This window comes from Aquitalea pelogenes (genome assembly GCF_001515305.1).
In the GTDB taxonomy this organism is placed as follows: Bacteria; Pseudomonadota; Gammaproteobacteria; order Burkholderiales; family Chromobacteriaceae; genus Aquitalea; species Aquitalea pelogenes.
In genome coordinates this window covers 1-18,276 of sequence record NZ_LNQV01000013.1, presented here as the reverse complement: position 1 = coordinate 18,276, position 18,276 = coordinate 1, and the positions used below count along the sequence as shown (strand labels likewise).

Genomic DNA, 18,276 nt, shown 5'->3' with positions numbered 1-18,276 from the left:
ACCAGGGATGCAATATTCGTGCCCAAGGCCAGCCAGTGCGAGGCAGTGCAAGCCCCCCGCACCGCTTAGCCCTTGGACTCAGTTGGCCCGCTCTGGCAGCGGTATTTGCAGCCACTGCTGATAGAAGGTTTCGATGTCCGGCTCGAAATCGTGAATCACCGGATACCAGGGGGTGGGTGCTTCCACATCATGCATGGTGGCGCATTGCGGGCAGTAATACTCGCGATACACCTGCCACTGCGTGTCCGGTGCCATCAGCGGCGGGTACACCTCGGCCATGGCTTCGGGGCTATCACGCACATGAATCATGGCATTGAGCTTCCAGTTTTCGCGGTAATCACCAAACACATGGCCGCAATCGCACTGCGTCACCCAGCGCTTGTCCTGGCAGGACTGCACGATATACAGGTGCGGGCCAAGTGGCAGGATGATGCGGTCGGGAAAGCTCACCTTCTCCTGCAAGGCGGCCAGGTATTGCACAAAGCGCTGCTGATCCTTGGGCATGGACAACATGCGAAAGGTGGTGTCCCAGTCCAGCGTGCCATCCACCAGATGGGAAATCTGTTCATTGGTATATGCCGACATGTGCTGTCTCCTTCTGCATGGGGTTTTACTCTTCCACCTGCACCACGGTGGTGACATCGGGTAGCAAGGACAAATCCATACGGTGTTTGGCACCATAAGACGGCACCCCCAGCTCGCTCTCCAGCAGCTGCCAGTCGTCAGGCAAGCTCCAGAAGGCCTTGAACTGGCGGCTGAACTTGTCGGACAGGGCAAAGCTGGTGGCAAACATGTGCTGCACCTGTACCGAGGCCTGTCTGGCCAGAATCCGCTCGCGCTCCTGCTGCATCCAGACGCGGGTGGGCTGCGCACGGGCCAGCCTTTCCTGCCGCATTTGCGCGCGCCGCTGCCCGGTTTTTGCCACGTCCACGGTATAACGGCCCTTGCTGTCACAGCTGAACACCGCGCCATACACGCGTTCTGCGTATTCCGGCAGCAGGAATTGCTGGTTCAGGTCGGCCTCTATCGCCTTGGGGTCGCGGTCTATCGGATCGCCAAATCCCGGTCCGCCGCGCAGGTAGTTCAGGTAGAGGTCGTAGTTGTCATAGCAGTCTTCGGTGCTCATGCACTGCTTGTCACGCTTGACCCTGGCCCCTGCCGCCAGGTGTCGTTCGTAGTCTGGCTGTGTGGGGTTGGCATCTCCGCCCAGCGGCAGCGATTCGCCAGCAGCAATGCGTTTTGCCAGCCCGGTGTTGTGCGCTTCAAAACGGTAGCCGGTGGCCGCGGGGTAGCCGCCCATCAGCCCCCAGTCGCTGTTCATGTAGCCATTGCCCATGAAGAACATGGTCCAGTCCTGTGCCTTCCACACCATGCGCAGGGTTTCGAAACCGCAGCCACCACGGTATTTGCCATAGCCACCGGAGTTGGTTTTGACATTGCGCCCCAGGTAAAGCAGCGGCTCGGCCATTTCCCAGATTTCGATATCACCCATGTCGCCTTCCGGGTTCCAGATGGCAGCGGCGTGGTTCAGCCCGTCCTTGATGGCGCTGGCCCCTGTGCCGCAGGAGCTGGCTTCAAAGCTGTTGACCGCATGGATTTCGCCATCCTGATTGATGCCACCGCCTTGCAGCCAGTTGGAGGTGTTGGCATTACCGGCATTGACTTCTTCCAGATAGCCACGACTGAAATAGGCCTGACTCAACCCGCGCCACAAGGCGGACCAGCCGGACACCAGAAAATGCCAGGCGTAGGCATGTCCGGTACGGCGGTCATCCGGGTTGCACCACGTGCCCTTGGGCAGGCGGAACTCAGTAGCGTAGTAAGCGCCATCGTTGATGCGCTGGGTGGGCACCAGGGTCTGGCACATCATCACCCAGATGCCGGAAGTGAAGGCCACCTGATGGGCATTGAAGGTGTGCCAGCCCCAGCGGCTGGCACCTTCGAAGTCCAGCCGCCATTTGCCGTCCGGCCTGATGGTCATCTCGCAGGGGGAATGCATGATGGAATCCAGCTTGGCAAAGGCATTGGATACCTGCACGTCTTCGTGTTTGTACGGTACGTCGACAAACGACACCTTGCGGTACACGCCCGGCAGGGTCATGGCCTTGATGCGGCCCATCAGTCCGCGACGCCCTTCTTCTATCACTTCGAAGGCAAATTTTTCGTAGGCTTCAATGCCATCAGCCCGGATCACCTCCTCAACCAGATCGCGGATCATGTGGCAGCCGGCAATGCGGGTTTTTTCGTCGAGGATCCAGTACTTGGGCGTGCGTACCGAACGCTGCGATTCGTGCAGCCAGTCACGCAGCGGTACATCGTTGATGCCTGTCTTGCGGCAGGTAATCATGTAGCCATCACCAAAACGCTGGGTTTGCCCGGTGGACATGGAGCCCGGCGTCACTGCTCCGGTATCGATGACATGGGTGACACCGCCCACCCAGCCTATCAGCCTGCCTTCCCAGAAAATGGGCACGATGGTAGCAATGTCGCAGGGGTGGACATTGCCGATGGCGCAATCGTTGGTGGTGAACATATCACCCGGATGAATGCCGGGATTGCTCTCCCAGTCGTTCTCGATCATGTACTTGATGGCTGCACCCATGGTGCCGACATGAATGATGATGCCGGTGGAGGTGAGCACGCAGTCACCGGCAGCGTTGTAGAGGGTGAAGCACAGTTCGCCCTCTTGCTCGACGATGGGGCTGGCGGCAATTTTCTTGGCTGTTTCACGGGCATGCACCAGCCCGCCGCGCAGCTTGGAAAACAGCTTTTCGTAGCCGATAGGGTCGCCATCGCGCAGCGCCAGCTCTGTCAGCCCGTTGTAATGCCCGGTGGCACGGGTTCGTTCGATGATGGCGTCGCGGTACTGCTTCAGGGTCTGGCCGTTATGCAACAGATTGGCCGAGCCGAATTCCTGCTTGCTAAACATGTTCATGGTGCGTCTCCTTATTGCAGCTGGCTCAGATGAAACAGTCGGTGCTTGTCCAGCCGGGTGGCAAAGCCGTCGGGCACCACAAAGGTGGTGGCATCGGATTCGATGATGGCCGGCCCGATGATGTGATTACCGGCCTTCAGGCCTTCCATGCTCCACAGCGTGGCTTCAGACCATTTTTTGTGGCGGTAGAACGGGCGGGTTCCCAGACATGCGGCGGCAGGCGGAACCGGGCCGGCATCCGGGTCTTCCGGCAAGGCGGGTTTCTGGGTGATCACTGTGCCGCGCAGGATGGCTGCGGTAATGGAAAAACCCAGCTCCGGCGAGCGTGCGGCGGTGGCATAAACCCGGCCATAGGTGGTTTCGAAGGCCTCGACCATCCGGTCCCAGTGTTCGGCCGTGCTGGCCCAGGTGACCGGCGAGACGATTTCCAGATCATTCAGCTGCCCCATGTATTGCATCTTGAAACCGGGTATCAGCAATACGTCCTCGGGCTGGTAGCCATTGAGCACGAATTCGTCGATCACCTTGAGCGCCAGGTCAGACCAGGCTTCCTGCAAGGTTTGGCAGGCTGCCACCTTTTCGGCTGCGCTGGCATGCTGCGCCACGCCCAGATCCACCGACTTGTCATAGCGGTATTCAAAATCGGCACAGGCACAGCCAAAGGCCGAGAAGCCAGCCGCCCAGGCAGGCACCACTACGTCCTTGAAACCGACACCGCCGGTATAACCATAGGTATGCACCGGCCCGGCCCCGCCATAGGAGAAGCAGGTGAATTCCGCCGGGTTGTAGCCCTTGGCGCTGATATTGGCACGCAGGTATTCGGACAGGGTGAGGTCCAGCAGCTCGATGACACCTGCTGCGGCATCTTCCACACTCAGGCCCAGCGGGTCGGCAATTTGCGCCTTGATATGTTTCCGGGCACGGGCGACATCCAGCTTGATGGCTCCGCCAAGGAAGTTGTCAGGATTCAGATAGCCCAGCACCACATGGCAGTCCGACACCGACACGGTATCCAGCCCGCTTTCCGGCCAGCAGGTACCCACCCGGTAACCGGCGCTGTCCGGCCCCAGCTTGATGGCCTTGCTGTACGGGTCCAGCCGCACGAAGCTGCCGGCGCCTGCGCCGACCGAATCCATGGCCACCAGCGGCAGTGACAACACCAGCCGGGCCATGTCCGGGTCGGACTTGATGGCGAAATTGCCCTTGGTGATCAGGGCGACATCGAAGCTGGTACCGCCTATGTCCGAACAGGCGATATTGTCATCGCCCAGGTATTCGCCCAGCAACTTGGCGCCAATCACCCCACCGATGGGACCGGACACGATGGTGCGTGCCAGTTCCTTGGCCTTCCAGCTGATGGTGCCACCGTGGGTGGCCATCACCCGCAGGTCAAAGCGCGCCCCGTACTTGCTGAACAAGTCGCTGACCTGCTTTAGCGTCTGACGTGATGGCTCGGCTCCGTAGGCTTCCAGAATGGTGGTGTTCATGCGGTGGCTTTCCTTGCGCGACGGGTAATAGTCCACCGAGGCAAAGACAGGCAGCCGGGCATGGGCCTGTTGCAACTCATCCAGCACAATGTCGCGCGCCTGCTGTTCGCTGCGCGGGTTCTTGTGCGACTGCAACAGGCAAATGACGATGGCCTGGGCACCGGCTTCCAGCAGCTCGCGGGTGGCCTGGCGCACCTCATCCTCGCGCAGCGGGATGACAATTTCTCCCTGCACGTCGGTGCGCTCCGTCACGCCACGGGTGCGGGATACCGGCACCAGCGGTTCATCGTAACGGTGGGTATTCAGATGAATACGGTCTTCCAGCGCATAGCCCAGATAGCTTTGCAAGGCTCGCCCCATGGCGTGGATCTGCTCGAATCCCTTGTTGCAGATCAGCCCCACCGGCAAGCCCTTGCGTGCCAGGATGCGGTTGAGCATGGCCGTGCCGGAGTACACGCAGGTCACCAGCTCCGGATACACATCGTCAACCGTCCGGCCCCAGTGTGCCAGCGCATCCCGCGATGAGTGGTAAATGGCATGTGACTCGTCAGCGGGATTGCTTTGTGCCTTGCCAACGACAAAACGCCCATCTTCGCGGACGAAAAAGGTGTCGGTCATCGTGCCGCCTGCATCAATGCCCATCACCTGAACGATGGATCGCCTTTGCATATTGATTCCTCCAGACTGAGTGGTTCGACATCGTGGTCTTGCCCTGACAACCTCAAGAGGCAGCCAACCTGGCTGCGACAAATCTTTTGGCCAGAAACCAATGACAGGCACCACGTGACGGGGAATGTCCCCAGCCGGGTAATGGCAACATGCGTGCCATCCTTGAAACCAAAACAGGTTTTCCACTTTTTCATTTATTTACAATGACTTGCAAAAACAAAAACATGGAATGACGGAAAACGCACCTCAGCCCGGATGTCTTGAATACAGACAAGGGCGCGGACAGTGTACGGAATACGGACAGCCCGCCTGACCGATGGGTGCAGGCCGGTACTGCCCAATTTCCATGATGATGGACGCTGTTTTAGCCGCGCCTCATTCCACATTCCACTCATGCTGAAGGTGAAATCTCCATGCCACGTTCAAAACCGCTGATTCCGAGTGCCGTCAACGATCAACGGGTTGCCAGTTGCTGGGAAGCATTCATCTGCCAGGAAAGCAACCCGACCGATGCCATCCGTCAGGTCATCTGGCAGTCCTGGCTGCGCTGTCGCTCCAGCGAGGTCAACCCGACACTGCAAGTTGCCCCGGTCATCGACAGCAAGCAGCTGCTGACTGCACGCTGCCAGCAGGCAGAAACACTGCTTGGTGCGGCACGCCCGGTGATGGGCCTGCTACGGGAGGTGCTCAAGGAATCCGGCTCGATGATCATGCTGGCCGACGCAGACGGCATGATTCTTGACCAGCACGGTGCCCATCGCGCAAGGCAGGCCGGCGAGCAGGTGAATCTGGCACCCGGCGGTTTATGGACCGAATCGCTTATCGGTACCAATGCCATCGGAACCGCCCTTGCCACCGGCCAGCCGGTTCAGATTCATGCCAACGAGCATTACTGTCTGGATATCAAGCAATGGACCTGTGCCGCCGCACCCATCTTCGACCCCTACAGCCAGGCCTTGCTGGGCGTGATCGACCTGTCAGGACGCAAGGAAACCTTTCACGGGCATTCACTGGGACTGGCCATTGCTGCGGCCAGACAGATCGAATGCACACTGCTGCAACAAGCCCATACCCTCAATCACCGCCTGCTGGAGCTCTCCACCCTGGCCTTCAATCAGTACCGCAATGACTGCCTGCTGCTGTTTGACCGGCATGGCCGCCTGCTGAAACAAAACGGCAAGCTGCACGAGGCACAGCAGCAACACGGCGTCAGCCTGTTACATGACGGCAACTGGTATCTGCCCGCCTGCAACCTGGGTGACCCGGCCGAACTGCGTCAGCAACAGGCACCTGCCTGGCTGCAACAAGCTTGGGTACAAGGACTGCAGGAAAAGGGACAACAGCTGGGCAGCCTGCTGATCATTCCGTTGCGGCAAGCCGGAACGCCAGTCAAACCGGCTGTCAGTGCAAGCCCTCAGCCTCCAGCGGATGCCTTTGATGCCATCATCGGCAGCAGCCCGGGCCTGCATGCCACCCGGCAGCAGGCCCGGCGTCTGGCAGTACTCGACCTGCCGGTATTGCTGCTGGGTGAAACCGGGGTGGGCAAAGAGCTGTTTGCCCGCGCCATCCATCAAAGCTCCGGCCGGGCGACAGCGCCCTTTGTTGCGCTCAATTGCGGGGCACTGTCACGCGACCTGCTGGCCAGCGAACTGTTCGGCTATGTCGACGGGGCTTTTACCGGTGCCCGTCGTGGCGGCATGCCGGGCAAGATAGAACAGGCCGATGGCGGTACCCTGTTTCTGGATGAAATCGGTGAAATGCCGCTGGAAGTGCAGCCTCATTTGCTGCGGGTGCTGGAAGACGGCCGCCTGGTGCGACTGGGAGATCGACATGAACGGCAGATCAAGCTGCGGCTGGTTGCCGCCACCAACCGTGACCTGCAGGCCGAGGTAGCCAGCGGCCGCTTCCGCAGCGACCTCTATCACCGGCTATGCGTCAGCAGCGTGCTGATTCCACCCCTGCGCTCGCGCAAGGAGGACATCATCGACATCATTGCGCATCTGGACGCGCAATTTGCCCGCAAATATGGCACCGCAGGAAAGCGGCTGGGAGAAGGTGTCATGGAGGTACTGACCCGGCACGACTGGCCCGGCAATGTCAGGGAATTGCGCAATGTGTACGAGATGCTGTTTGCACTGTGCGACGGAGAATGCATAGACATGGCGCAACTCCCGCCCGACCTGCTGACAGGCCGCATGCGGTACGGCGAACAAGCAGATATCAACCCGCAGCAGGAAAACCGGCTGGACGCCATCGAAAGACAGGCCATAGAACGGGCCATCGCGCAGTCGGACGGCAACCTGTCCCGGGCAGCCCGCAGCCTTGGCATCTCGCGCTCCACCCTGTACGCCAAACTGGCTGGCATGCGCGCTAGCAGCAAAGCCGTGCGCAAAGACTAGACGGCAGCCATGCCGCTGCAGCCTCAGCTCGCCCCGCTGGCCGCACTGGCCGGTGCATGCTGCAGGCAGGCATGGTGCAGAAACTCGCCAAAACGCTGCGTGGTGTACACATACCATGCATTGTCGATGCTGAAGCTTTGCACACCACCCGCCAGATTGGGGGCTGCGAAATACAGGATGGCCCGGTCACGCCCCTGACCACTGACGCAGTCCAGCTCGGTGAGGATTTCCGCGCTGTGCACGGCACTGCCGCCCAAAACAAAATTCAGGCTCCACCACAGCGAGATGGTGCCGCCCTTCTCCTGTTTCACCGGCTTGTTTTCCAGACTGGCGTTCTGTTCGCACTGATCACTGCATTGCCAGTACAAGGGCGCTGCCTGGGCTTGCAATGCAAGGCAGGACAACAACAAGCAGCACAAGCCGGCAAGGGCATGGGGCAGGAAGGTACGCAGGATATGGGCGGAAGGCATGATGGCAAGGGCAGCGGCAGATTCGACAACAAGCCGACAGGCCATTGCCTTGCAACAGCCTGCCGGAAGTGTTGCCAATGTAATGGCAATGCCGGCAGGCGATAACATCATTTACCGGAAATTACACCGCCATGACTGGCTGCAAGTGTCAGACATCAGGCCGGCATGGCAAACAGCTGGAACAGCTCCTTGAGGTGCGGTGCTTCAAAGCGGCGGCGCACGGTAATGGCGTAGAAGGTTTCTTCCACCCCCTGAACCGAGCCGTATTTCTCCAGCATCCCCTTGCCCAGTTCATCCTTCACCACAATCGCGGGAATCAGTGCCACGGCACCGGCATCGCGTGCCAGCAGACGCAAGGTGGCCATATCGTCCACTTCGGCGCGGATGCGTGGTTCGATACCCAGTTTTTCGCACAGCAGGTCGAAGCGCACGCGGATTTCACTTTTGGCACTGGGCACCACCAGCCATTGCTGCCGCAGGATCTGCGCCAGGTTGAATGGCCCGTCAACCAGCCCCGGCGGGCCGATCAGGCAAACCTCCTGCCGTGCCAGCGTGCGGCAGCGCCAGGGGTGCTTGTCGTCGGCAATCACCGGGCGGTTGCTCAGCACCACATCCAGCTCAAACGCGGCCAGCCGGCTGAGCAATTCTTCCAGCCCGCCCGCTTCCAGGTTCAGCTTGACCGACTGCCGCCCCAGTACCGGATGCAGAAAGCTTTCCAGAAAATTGCGTGACAGGGTGGAGACGCTACCAATACGCAACTGGCCGCCCTGCCCGGCATCCTGACTGGTGGTGGTGGCCAACAGCTCGTTGCCCAGCGCGAAAATGGCCTCGGCATAGCGCAGCACCGATGCGCCCATTTCGGTCAGCAGCAGTTTCTTGCCTTCGCGCAGGAACAAGGGCGTGCCCAGTTGCTCTTCCAGCTGGCGGATTTGCGCCGACAGCGCCGACTGGGAAATATGCAGCCGTTCCGCAGTACGGGTGAGGTGCCCTTCCGCCGCCACGCGCCAGAAGTAATACAGATGATGATAGTTGAGGCGATTAATCATTCTGTTTAATAGATTGATTTGTCCATATTAATGTATTTTACCGAACAAGCTTTGGCAGGCATAGTGCCGCTGTGTTCAATAACCAGTGGTTTGACGCCATGTTGCCATCCTTTCACACCCTGCTTGCCGTGCTGTGGCTGCTGCCCGCCCTGATGCACGGCAAGCTGCCGCACCACTGGTGGCAGGCCCAGGCCAGCGCGGCGGGCGGCGCTCTGTGTGCAGCAATATTGATGGCCTGGCAAGGCCTGCACGCTGCCTTGCTGTTCCAGTTGCTGATCCAGCTGCTGGCCTGGGTGATCTTGCGTTTTTCCGCCCGCTACCTGAGCGGCGAAACCGGCCAGGCGCGGTTTTTGCGCGCCGTGGGCTGGCTGCTGTGCGGTGCCACGCTGGTGGTGGCCAGCCAGGACTGGCTGACCCTGCTGGCTGGCTGGCTGCTGACCAGCCCGGCACTGCAAAGCCTGCTGACCTTCTTCCCCCAGCGGCCACAGGCCCGCATTGCCGCCCGGCGCGAAGCCGTGGCCAGCCGGCTGGCCGAACTGTGCCTGCTGCTGGCCGCCGGGCTGATCAGCTGGGCGGTGGGTTCCATGTCATTCGATTCAGTAGCCCAGCCACTGACGTCCCCCAATGCCGAACTGGCACGCCAGCTTGGCGCAGTATTGCTGGTGGGCTGCGTGGTACTGAAAACCGCCCAGCTGCCGTTTCATGGCTGGCTGACCCAGGTGATGGAAGCGCCCACGCCGGTATCGGCCCTGCTGCATGCCGGGGTGGTGAATCTGGGCGGCATGGTGCTGATCAAGCTGTCTGCACTGTGGAGCGTGGTGCCGCTGGCCAGCTGGCTGCTGGTGTTGTGGGGTGGCCTGACTGCAGGCCTTGCCTGCTGGGTGATGCAAACCCGCATCAGCATCAAGCTGCGGCTGGCGTGGTCCACCTGCGCGCAAATGGGTTTCATGCTGATGGAGTGCGGTCTGGGTCAGTATTCGCTGGCGCTGCTGCACCTGGTCACCCATTCCATTTACAAGGCACATGCTTTTCTCAGCTCTGGCAGCCAGGTACGTGCCACCATCCGCCAGAGTGCCACCCCCGGCCAGCACGGCAAGCTGTGGCATGCGGGTAGCGGCATCGCCGGCATTGCGCTGCTGCTGGCCAGCCTGCAAGTCTGGCAGCTGGCGCTGGGCCATGCCCTGCAACCACCCCTGCTGCTGATTGTGGTGATTGGCCTGGGGCTGGCCCCGCTGTGCCAACGCAGCCTGCGCGGTTATGCAGTGGCCTTGCTGCTGTGTCAGGTCTACCTGCTGCTGCACACCCTGTTTGCCACCCTGCAAGCCGACCAGGCCAGTGCGCCGCTTGGCTGCCAGCTGCTGGTTGCGGCCTTGTTTGTGGCGCTGTTCCTGCTGCAAGGCTGGCTGCAGCACCACCCGGACCACGCACTGACCCGCCGCCTGTATGCGCTGGCCTTTGGCGGCCTGTATCTGGACGAATGGTGGGTACGCACCAGCATGCGCACCCGGCTGTACCGCCTGGGTCGCCTCTCCCAACCACGCCAGCAAGGAGCAACCGCCCATGACCATGCCTGATTCCCCCTTGCAGCACGCCATTGCAAACGCAGCAGGCCGGATTGCCCCAAGCTGGCCGCTGGACAGCCTGCTGGCCAGCTCACCTTACTGGGGCTTGCGCCAGCAGCACTTTGCCAGCGCCCACGACGGCTTGCAGCGACTGGCGGACAGCCGCCTGCATCTGGACGAATCTGACTATCAACAGGCTTTCCGCGACGGCAGCATCCGCCTGCCCCACCTGCAAGCGGCACTGCATGAAGCAGGCCTGCACTGCGCTGCCAGCGACTGGCTGTCACAGCCCGCCACCGAAGCCACCCGCCAGCCTGCCCGTTTATTGCAGAGCAACTGGCGCCAGGACCCGGCAGGACATGCCGGTTTGCAAAGCTGGCAACAGGTGATTACCCAGCAGATCAGCCAGTGCTGTGCCGCATGGTTCGACCACGACCAGGCCGAATGGCAGCCGGACCGTCACGGCCAGCTTTACCAGAACTGGCTGGCGGAAATGCGCATCCAGCCCGTGCCCAGCCCGGACCCGGCTCTGCGTCAGGCAATGCAACAGGCCATCGCCACACTGCCGGAAGATCACCACAGCCTGCTTGACCAGGCGGTAACACGCTTGCAGGCCCGGCCCGACTGGCTGGCCGACTGGTTTTATGTGCTACTGCAACGCAATAGCGGCTGGGCCGCCTGGTGCCGTTACCAGGGCTGGCAGGCCGAGCTGTCCGGCGGCAACAGCAGCCTGCTGCAACAGCTGCTGGCCATGCAGCTGGGCTGGGAATGGCTGCTGGATGATTGCAAGCGCGATGCCGACAGCCACTGGCAGCACTGGCAACAGGCCTGGCATGGCCAGGCAGTTGCAGCAGCACCAGCACGTGGCCTGATCTGGCAACGTGCGGCAGAACTGGCCACCCATGCCGGCTTGCTCGCGCAACTGGCCCAGGCTCCGGCCCTGCCGGATAGCGCAAGTACCGACATTCACGCCGTGTTCTGCATCGACGTGCGCTCCGAACCGATGCGCCGGGCACTGGAACAAACGGCACCCGGCATCCGTACCGCCGGATTTGCCGGTTTCTTCGGCCTGCCGCTGGCCATCCGCTTTGCCGGAGAGGACCACAGCCAGCCACGCCTGCCCGGCCTGCTGGCCCCCAGCTGGGAAGCGGTGATGCCGCGGCTGGACAAGGGCCTGCAGGAATGGGGCCAGTTTGAACGCGCCCCCTTGTCCAGTTTCACCCTGGTGGAAAGCGCCGGGCTGGGCAAGGTGGGCAAGTTGCTGCGCAAGGCCTTCCCCGGCAAACGCCGCGCCACGCTGGCCGAGCTGGACCCCTGGCTCAACGACAAGGAACAGGCCATGGTATCGGCCGGTCGTCAGCTGGGCAGCGACGCCATCATCACCATCCTGCAAACCCTGCTGCCTGCCATGGGGCTGGGCCAGTCGTTTCCACGCACCGTGTTGCTGATTGGCCATGCCAGTCACAGCAGCAACAACCCGCAAGCCTCGGCCCTGCAATGCGGTGCCTGCGGCGGCCACGGCGGCCATTTGCACGTGCTGCTGCTGAGTGACTGGCTGCAGCGGCCGGAGGTACGCGCCGGGCTGGCGGCGCAAGGCATGGTGATACCGGAAGACACGGTGTTTCTGCCGCTGCTGCACCTGACCCATAGCGATGAACTGGAAGTACTGCCGCTAGACCAGCTGTCCCCGGCACTGCAACAACGTGCCGCCAGCCTGCAAGGCTTGCTGGAACAGGCGGGTCAGCGCGCACGGGAACGGCGCAAAGGGCAGGATGGCATTCGCCCCGACATCGACAGCAACGCCCTGCTGGCCCTGTTGCGGCAAAAAGGCCATCACTGGGCAGAAACCCGCCCGGAATGGGGGCTGGCCAATAACGCCTTTTTCATCGCAGCACCGCGCAGCCGCACCCGCACGCTTGACCTGCAAGGCCGCGCCTTCCTGCAGGAATACGACTGGCGGCAAGACCCTGCGGCCAGACAGCTGGCCGGCATCTTTGGCGGCCCGCTGGTGGTGGCGCACTGGATCAACATGCAGTACTTCGCAGCGGTGGTGGACCCCAAACGCTACGGCAGCGGCAACAAGCTGCTGCACAACGTGGTGGGCGGTCGCATCGGCGTATTCGAAGGTAATAGCGGTGACTTGCGCATCGGCCTGTCCTGGCAGTCGGTACACGATGGCCAGCAATGGCGGCACGCACCGCTGCGCCTTGCCGCCTGCATCGACGCACCGGCAACGCTGATTGCAATGGCACTGGAGCAGCAGCCGGAAGTGGCCACGCTGGTGGCCAATGGCTGGCTGCACCTGTACCGCTTTGCCGACAAGGGCATGGAATATTGGCAACACGGCAACTGGCAGCCATTCACGCTGCCGCAAGATGCCGCCACAGACACTGGAAACACGATATGGAAATCCTGACCCCGCATCGCGACGACATCAGCCGCGCTGCCAACTTGCTGCAAGACGGCCAGCTGGTGGCCCTGCCCACCGAAACCGTGTACGGACTGGCCGCCAATGCCGAAGACCCGGCCGCCGTGGCCAGGGTATTTGCCGCCAAGGGCCGCCCGGCGGATCATCCGCTGATCGTGCACATTCCAGACATCAGCCAGCTGTCGCGCTGGGCCGATCCCATCCCGCCACAGGCACTGCAGCTGGCGGCCGCCTTCTGGCCCGGCCCGCTTACCATGGTGCTGCCTGCCGCGCCCAGCGTGTCGCGCCTGATTACCGGTGGTCAGGATACGGTGGCAGTACGCTGGCCCGCGCACCCGCTGTTCCAGGCGGTGCTGGACAAGCTGGGCCACGCGGTGGTGGCACGTCGGCCAACCCGTTCGGCCATATCAGCCCCACCTCGGCCGCGCATGTGGCGCACCAGCTGGAAGGACGCATTGCCGCTGTACTGGATGGCGGAGCCTGCCGGGTGGGCGTGGAATCCACCATTGTCGACCTGTCCGGCCCGGCCCCGCGCATATTGCGTCCGGGCAGCATCAGCGCCGCGCAACTGGCGGACATCCTGCCGCTGTCCGGCCAGCACAGTGCCAGTGCGCCACGTGTACCCGGTGCACTGGCCTCGCACTATGCACCGCGCCTGCCCTGCTTCCGCTTTGAAGCCGGCGAGCGCCAGCAGTTGGACCCAGCCCTGTGGCAAGGCCGCTTTGCGCTGATCAGCCTGGACAATGCCGCGCTGCCCCCCAGCCAGCCCTGGCAGCACTACGCCCTGCCAGACAGCCCGGCAGACTACGCCAGCCAGATTTACAGCGTCCTGCATCAGGCGGAGGCCAGCGGTGCCGCGCATATCGTGATAGAAATGCCGCCACAAGACGCAGCCTGGCTGCATGTGCGTGACCGGCTGCTACGTGCCAGCACTCCGGCTGCCTTGGGCAAGCCCGATTCACATTGAGTACTGCAGACAACTGACCATTCGGCTAGCATGGAGCAAGAACAACACAACAGCACACGAGGCAAGCCACACCATGGAGCGCAACGCAGCGGGAAAACACGCACTGCATCTGGAAACCGCACCGACATGTCGTATCTGCAAGGATGGTCAGGAACTGGACTTTGCCTTCAGCTATGCGTTTCAGCCCATCATCGACATCGCCAGCCGCCAGATTTTCGCCCATGAGGCGCTGATTCGCGGCCCGGCTGGCGAAGGGGCGCTCACCGTGCTGCAACAAGTGACCGATGCCAACCGCTACCGCTTTGACCAGGCCTGCCGGGTGAAGGCCATCCGCACCGCAGCCCGGCTGGGCATGCAAAGCCGCTTGTCGATCAACTTCCTGCCCAATGCCATCTACCGCCCGGAAGTGTGCATCAGCACACCTTGCAGGCGGCGCGCGAGTTTGGTTTTCCCGTCGAGAACATCGTGTTTGAAACAGTGGAAGGCGAACAGATTGCAGACGGCAAATGGCTGGCCGAGGTCTTCCGTGAATACCAGCGCATCGGCTTTCTCACCGCGATTGATGACTTTGGTGCCGGTTATGCGGGCTTGAACCTGCTGGCTGATTTCCAGCCCGACATCATCAAGCTGGACATGGCACTGGTGCGCGATGTCCAGCAGCGGCGACCCAGTCAGGTGATCATCCGCAGCGTGGCCGACATCTGCCGCGAACTGGACATCCGCCTGATTGCCGAAGGGGTGGAAACCGAAGACGAATACCGCTGCCTGCAAGACCTGGGCATCAGCCTGATGCAGGGCTACCTGCTGGCGCGGCCCTTGTTCGAGCACTGCATGCAGCACGTACCGCCCCACCTGCCCGCCTGATTCAATCCCCCGCCTGCCGGTCGCGATACTGGGCAAACTGTGCGCGCAACAAGCTGCGCAAGCACTCTGCCGCAGCACCAGGCTGGTAGCCGCTGCGCGTGATCAAACCCAGCGTGCGCGATATCTGCGGGTCGGTCAGTGCAATACCCGTCAGCTGATGGCGGTAGGCCGGAGTCAGCGACAATTCCGGCACCACCAGCACACCCAGACCGGCCTCGGCCATGCCATACGCCCCTTGCAGATGGCTGGCTTCATAGTGGATGCGCGGCCGCTGCGGCAGGCTGGCCAGATGATGGTCCAGCAACAGGCGGTTGCCGCTGCGCTGTGACACGCCAATCAGGCGCTCGCCCACCAGGTCTTCCCAGCGCAGGCGGCGCTGCGCTGCCAGCGGGTGGTCGTGCCGCACCACGGCCAGATAGCGCTCGGTCAGCAAAGGCTCAAAGTCGATATTGGGGTCTTCGGCACCAATAAAATTGATGCCGAAGTCGGCATGCCCTGCCAATACCTGCTCCAGTACCTCTTGTGCGCCTTCATCAAACACCCGCAGGCACAGCGCGGGGTAGCTGGCGGCAAGCCCGGCCAGCGCGGCGGGTAACAGGTGCTGCGCCACCGACGGAATGCTGGCAATCGACACCACTCCGCTGCGGCGCTCGGCCCGCTCGCTCAAGCCGCTCATGGCCTGTTCCAGTTCGTCCACCACATTCTGCGCATGCAACAGGAAATGCGCGCCCTCCTCGGTCAGCCGCACGCTGCGCGTGGTGCGCTCCAGCAGGCGTACCTGCAAGGACTGCTCCAGTTTTTCGATGCGTCGGCTCAAGGCCGGTTGCGACAGGTACAAGGCCTCGGCTGCGGCTTTGAAACTGGACTTCTCCGCCACCGCCAGAAATGCCTGCAATTCATTGAGTTCCAGATTGATGCGCGCCATCGATTAATCCATGAAATAAAAGCAATTAAACATTTATTGCATCTTGTGCATTATTTCAGCACAACACATACACAACAAGAGGAGATCTTCATGGCAATGAAATGGAAGCCAGGCTGCGGCCTGGCCGCGCTGCTGCTGGCGTTTGCCTGCACCCAGGCAATGGCAGATCAACTGACCGTGGTCAGTTCCGGCGGTTTTGCCGCGGCATTGAAGCTGCTGGCCCCCCGATTCGAACAGGAAACCGGCCATCAGCTGAAACTGGAATGGGGCCCGTCCATGGGCGACACCCCGCAGGCCATTCCGCAGCGCCTGGCGCGCGGTGAAAAAATCGACGTGCTGGTGATGGTGGGCAGCGCACTGGACCAGTTGCAAGCCCAGGGCCGCGTGGTAGCGGACAGCAATACCCCGCTGGCTGCATCGCGCATTGCGCTGGCGGTAAAACACGGCAGCCCGCAGCCGGATATCAGCACCCTGGCCGCTTTGAAACAGACCCTGCTCAACAGCCATTCCATTGCTTACTCCGACAGCGCCAGCGGCGTGTTTTTGTCTACCGTACTGTTTTCCCGCCTGGGTGTGGCCGAGCAGATCAAGGACCGCAGCCGCATGATTCCGGCCGAACCGGTGGGCAAGGTGGTGGCACGCGGTGAAGCCGAACTTGGCTTCCAGCAACTGAGCGAGCTGATCCCGATTGCCGGCATCGACATTGTCGGCCTGCTGCCGGAACAGGCACAGCAAGTCACCACCTTTTCCGCTGGCATCAGCCGTGACAGCGGACACCCTGCAGCGGCACGCCAGTTGCTGCGCTTTCTTGCTTCGCCGCAGGTTGCGGCAAGCATTCGCCAGACCGGGATGACACCGGTCAGCACCTCCGCTCAATGACAAGGACGACGACATGACCACTGCCAGCCCACGCCAGTCAAACCTTTCCATGGTGTTACGTGTTACCAGCGGTAACTTCCTGGAAATGTTCGACTTTTTCCTGTACGGCTTTTACGCCACCTATATTGCCAAAACCTTTTTCCCCAGCGGCAACCTGTATGCTTCGCTGATTCTGGCCTTTGCCACTTTTGGTGCCGGTTTTCTAGCGCGTCCCATCGGTGCCATCGTGCTGGGCAGCTATATCGACCGCATCGGTCGCCGCAAGGGGCTGATTGTCACCCTGGCCATCATGGCCTGCGGCACGGCCCTGATCGCCTTTGTGCCAGGCTATGCCAGTATCGGCCTTGCCGCACCCGTACTGGTACTGCTGGGCCGCCTGTTGCAAGGCTTCTCTGCCGGGGTGGAACTGGGCGGCGTGTCGGTTTATCTGGCGGAAATGGCCACACCGGGCCGCAAGGGCTTCTTTGTCAGCTGGCAGTCGGCCAGCCAGCAAGTGGCCATCATGTTTGCCGCCGTGCTGGGCTATCTGCTGCATCAGGCCTTCAACAATCACCAGATCGACCAATGGGCATGGCGCATTCCGTTCTTCATCGGTTGCATGATCATCCCCTTCATTTTTGCCATCCGTCGTTCGCTGCAGGAAACCGATGCCTTCCTGGCACACAAGCATCACCCCAGCTTTGCCGAAGTCCTGCGCTCCATTGCGCAAAACTGGCAGCTGGTCACCGGTGGCATGCTGCTGGTGGTGATGACCACGGTGAGCTTTTACCTGATCACCGTCTACACCCCGACTTTTGGCAAGAGCGTACTCAAGCTCAGTGAAAACGACAGCCTGCTGGTGACCTTCTTTGTCGGCCTGTCCAACTTCATCTGGCTGCCCATCATGGGCGCGCTGTCCGACCGCATTGGCCGCTGGCCGCTGATGCTGGGTTTCAGCCTGCTGGCCATGCTCACCGCCTACCCGGCGCTGGCCTGGATGGTGGCCTCTCCCAGCTTTGGCCACATGCTGGTGGTGGAGCTGTGGTTGTCCTTCCTGTATGCCAGCTATAACGGTGCCACCGTGGTGGCGCTGACCGAGCTGATGCCCAGTCACGTGCGTACCGTGGGCTTTTCGCTGGCCTACAGCCTGGCCACGGCAATTTTTGGCGGCTTCACCCCGCTGGTATCCACCGCGCTGATTGACGCCAGCGGCGACAAGGCTGCGCCCGGCTACTGGATGATGATGGCCGCAGCCTGCGGCCTGGCCGCCACCCTGATGCTGTACCGCAAGGACATCCGCAGCCGCTTTGTCGGCAAGGCTGCCACCGCCTGAGCCTTAGCCTCTCTCCGTGTGCTTTTTCTTTCCAGTCAGCACATGTTCAGCCTCCATCAGGAGGCTTTTTTTATTTCTTCGGCCGATTCGGCAGTAGACTGCGCCTTGCACGATCAAGCGGAACTGCAGCAAGAGGACAAGCAATGGAGTTAAGGCAATTACGCTATTTTGTCAGCGTGGTGGCGCAGGGCAGCATGGGGCGCGCCGCGCTGGAACTGGGGGTGGGTACCTCGGCACTGAGCCAGCAGATCAGCCGACTGGACGGGTGAACTGGCCACCCGGCTGTTGCAGCGCACCTCCAGCGGCGTGGTACCCACCGATGCCGGCCTCGCG

The 18,276-nt window shown here is 61.7% G+C and carries 14 protein-coding genes and 1 pseudogene; 9 read left to right on the top strand and 6 right to left on the bottom strand.

The genetic code is table 11. The features are described 5' to 3' along the window. Window positions 1–78: 78 nt before the first annotated feature. From AWT75_RS07455 to AWT75_RS07445, 3 genes are read right to left on the bottom strand one after another with little or no spacing between them, the layout of a single operon-like run. Window positions 79–585, bottom strand: coding sequence for an acetone carboxylase subunit gamma (locus AWT75_RS07455; RefSeq protein WP_062788554.1), 507 nt, complete (start codon window positions 583–585; stop codon window positions 79–81). A 25-nt stretch (window positions 586–610) separates the two neighbouring features. Next, window positions 611–2,935, bottom strand: a complete 2,325-nt coding sequence (locus AWT75_RS07450; protein ID WP_062788552.1) for a hydantoinase B/oxoprolinase family protein — start codon at window positions 2,933–2,935, stop codon at window positions 611–613. Window positions 2,936–2,946: 11 nt separating this feature from the next. Beyond that, window positions 2,947–5,091: a hydantoinase/oxoprolinase family protein gene (locus AWT75_RS07445; protein WP_062788550.1), complete on the bottom strand. Its 2,145-nt coding sequence runs from the start codon at window positions 5,089–5,091 to the stop codon at window positions 2,947–2,949. 413 nt (window positions 5,092–5,504) lie between these two features. On the opposite strand from AWT75_RS07445, the gene AWT75_RS07440 reads away from it, so the two are divergent. Next, entirely contained in the window at window positions 5,505–7,490 is a 1,986-nt protein-coding gene (locus tag AWT75_RS07440; protein WP_062788548.1) for a sigma-54-dependent Fis family transcriptional regulator, read from the top strand. Between the two features lie 23 nt (window positions 7,491–7,513). On the opposite strand, the gene AWT75_RS07435 is transcribed toward AWT75_RS07440, so the two are convergent. Next, complete coding sequence (locus AWT75_RS07435; protein WP_153013263.1) at window positions 7,514–7,960, bottom strand: hypothetical protein; 447 nt, start codon at window positions 7,958–7,960, stop codon at window positions 7,514–7,516. A 155-nt stretch (window positions 7,961–8,115) separates the two neighbouring features. Next, complete coding sequence (locus AWT75_RS07430) at window positions 8,116–9,006, bottom strand: LysR family transcriptional regulator (RefSeq protein ID WP_062788546.1); 891 nt, start codon at window positions 9,004–9,006, stop codon at window positions 8,116–8,118. Between the two features lie 98 nt (window positions 9,007–9,104). On the opposite strand from AWT75_RS07430, the gene AWT75_RS07425 reads away from it, so the two are divergent. The 5 genes and pseudogenes from AWT75_RS07425 (at window position 9,105) to AWT75_RS22725 (ending at window position 14,827) form a co-directional block, all read left to right on the top strand. Beyond that, window positions 9,105–10,580 (top strand): NADH-quinone oxidoreductase subunit L, encoded by a 1,476-nt coding sequence (locus AWT75_RS07425; protein ID WP_082696004.1) that lies wholly within the window; start codon window positions 9,105–9,107, stop codon window positions 10,578–10,580. After that, window positions 10,567–12,984 (top strand): YbcC family protein, encoded by a 2,418-nt coding sequence (locus AWT75_RS07420; RefSeq protein WP_082695995.1) that lies wholly within the window; start codon window positions 10,567–10,569, stop codon window positions 12,982–12,984. The genes AWT75_RS07425 and AWT75_RS07420 overlap by 14 nt, the downstream gene beginning before the upstream one ends. Further along, window positions 12,972–13,486 (top strand): annotated as a pseudogene (locus tag AWT75_RS22735) (L-threonylcarbamoyladenylate synthase); the annotation flags it as partial. The gene AWT75_RS07420 and the pseudogene AWT75_RS22735, both read left to right, overlap by 13 nt. After that, entirely contained in the window at window positions 13,484–13,963 is a 480-nt protein-coding gene (locus AWT75_RS22730; protein ID WP_239689509.1) for a Sua5 family C-terminal domain-containing protein, read from the top strand. The pseudogene AWT75_RS22735 and the gene AWT75_RS22730, both read left to right, overlap by 3 nt. A gap of 408 nt (window positions 13,964–14,371) precedes the next feature. Continuing rightward, a complete protein-coding gene (locus AWT75_RS22725) occupies window positions 14,372–14,827 on the top strand; it encodes an EAL domain-containing protein (RefSeq protein WP_239689505.1) in 456 nt (151 codons plus the stop codon). Between the two features lies 1 nt (window position 14,828). On the opposite strand, the gene AWT75_RS07405 is transcribed toward AWT75_RS22725, so the two are convergent. After that, window positions 14,829–15,752, bottom strand: a complete 924-nt coding sequence (locus tag AWT75_RS07405) for a LysR family transcriptional regulator (protein ID WP_062788544.1) — start codon at window positions 15,750–15,752, stop codon at window positions 14,829–14,831. 90 nt (window positions 15,753–15,842) lie between these two features. On the opposite strand from AWT75_RS07405, the gene AWT75_RS07400 reads away from it, so the two are divergent. The 3 genes from AWT75_RS07400 (at window position 15,843) to AWT75_RS20785 (ending at window position 18,212) form a co-directional block, all read left to right on the top strand. After that, window positions 15,843–16,631: a substrate-binding domain-containing protein gene (locus tag AWT75_RS07400; protein ID WP_052694106.1), complete on the top strand. Its 789-nt coding sequence runs from the start codon at window positions 15,843–15,845 to the stop codon at window positions 16,629–16,631. 13 nt (window positions 16,632–16,644) lie between these two features. Further along, window positions 16,645–17,943: an MFS transporter gene (tcuC, locus tag AWT75_RS07395; RefSeq protein WP_045847336.1), complete on the top strand. Its 1,299-nt coding sequence runs from the start codon at window positions 16,645–16,647 to the stop codon at window positions 17,941–17,943. 143 nt (window positions 17,944–18,086) lie between these two features. Beyond that, entirely contained in the window at window positions 18,087–18,212 is a 126-nt protein-coding gene (locus AWT75_RS20785; RefSeq protein ID WP_275575697.1) for a LysR family transcriptional regulator, read from the top strand. Window positions 18,213–18,276: the final 64 nt, after the last annotated feature.

What these genes read in the sequence shown, in the direction of transcription:
- AWT75_RS07455 (WP_062788554.1), bottom strand. Translation starts at nt 585, where the DNA reads ATGTCGGCATATACCAATGAACAGATTTCCCATCTGGTGGATGGCACG.
- AWT75_RS07450 (WP_062788552.1), bottom strand. Translation starts at nt 2,935, where the DNA reads ATGAACATGTTTAGCAAGCAGGAATTCGGCTCGGCCAATCTGTTGCAT.
- AWT75_RS07445 (WP_062788550.1), bottom strand. Translation starts at nt 5,091, where the DNA reads ATGCAAAGGCGATCCATCGTTCAGGTGATGGGCATTGATGCAGGCGGC.
- AWT75_RS07440 (WP_062788548.1), top strand. Translation starts at nt 5,505, where the DNA reads ATGCCACGTTCAAAACCGCTGATTCCGAGTGCCGTCAACGATCAACGG.
- AWT75_RS07435 (WP_153013263.1), bottom strand. Translation starts at nt 7,960, where the DNA reads ATGCCTTCCGCCCATATCCTGCGTACCTTCCTGCCCCATGCCCTTGCC.
- AWT75_RS07430 (WP_062788546.1), bottom strand. Translation starts at nt 9,006, where the DNA reads ATGATTAATCGCCTCAACTATCATCATCTGTATTACTTCTGGCGCGTG.
- AWT75_RS07425 (WP_082696004.1), top strand. Translation starts at nt 9,105, where the DNA reads ATGTTGCCATCCTTTCACACCCTGCTTGCCGTGCTGTGGCTGCTGCCC.
- AWT75_RS07420 (WP_082695995.1), top strand. Translation starts at nt 10,567, where the DNA reads ATGACCATGCCTGATTCCCCCTTGCAGCACGCCATTGCAAACGCAGCA.
- AWT75_RS07405 (WP_062788544.1), bottom strand. Translation starts at nt 15,752, where the DNA reads ATGGCGCGCATCAATCTGGAACTCAATGAATTGCAGGCATTTCTGGCG.
- AWT75_RS07400 (WP_052694106.1), top strand. Translation starts at nt 15,843, where the DNA reads ATGGCAATGAAATGGAAGCCAGGCTGCGGCCTGGCCGCGCTGCTGCTG.
- tcuC (WP_045847336.1), top strand. Translation starts at nt 16,645, where the DNA reads ATGACCACTGCCAGCCCACGCCAGTCAAACCTTTCCATGGTGTTACGT.
- AWT75_RS20785 (WP_275575697.1), top strand. Translation starts at nt 18,087, where the DNA reads ATGGAGTTAAGGCAATTACGCTATTTTGTCAGCGTGGTGGCGCAGGGC.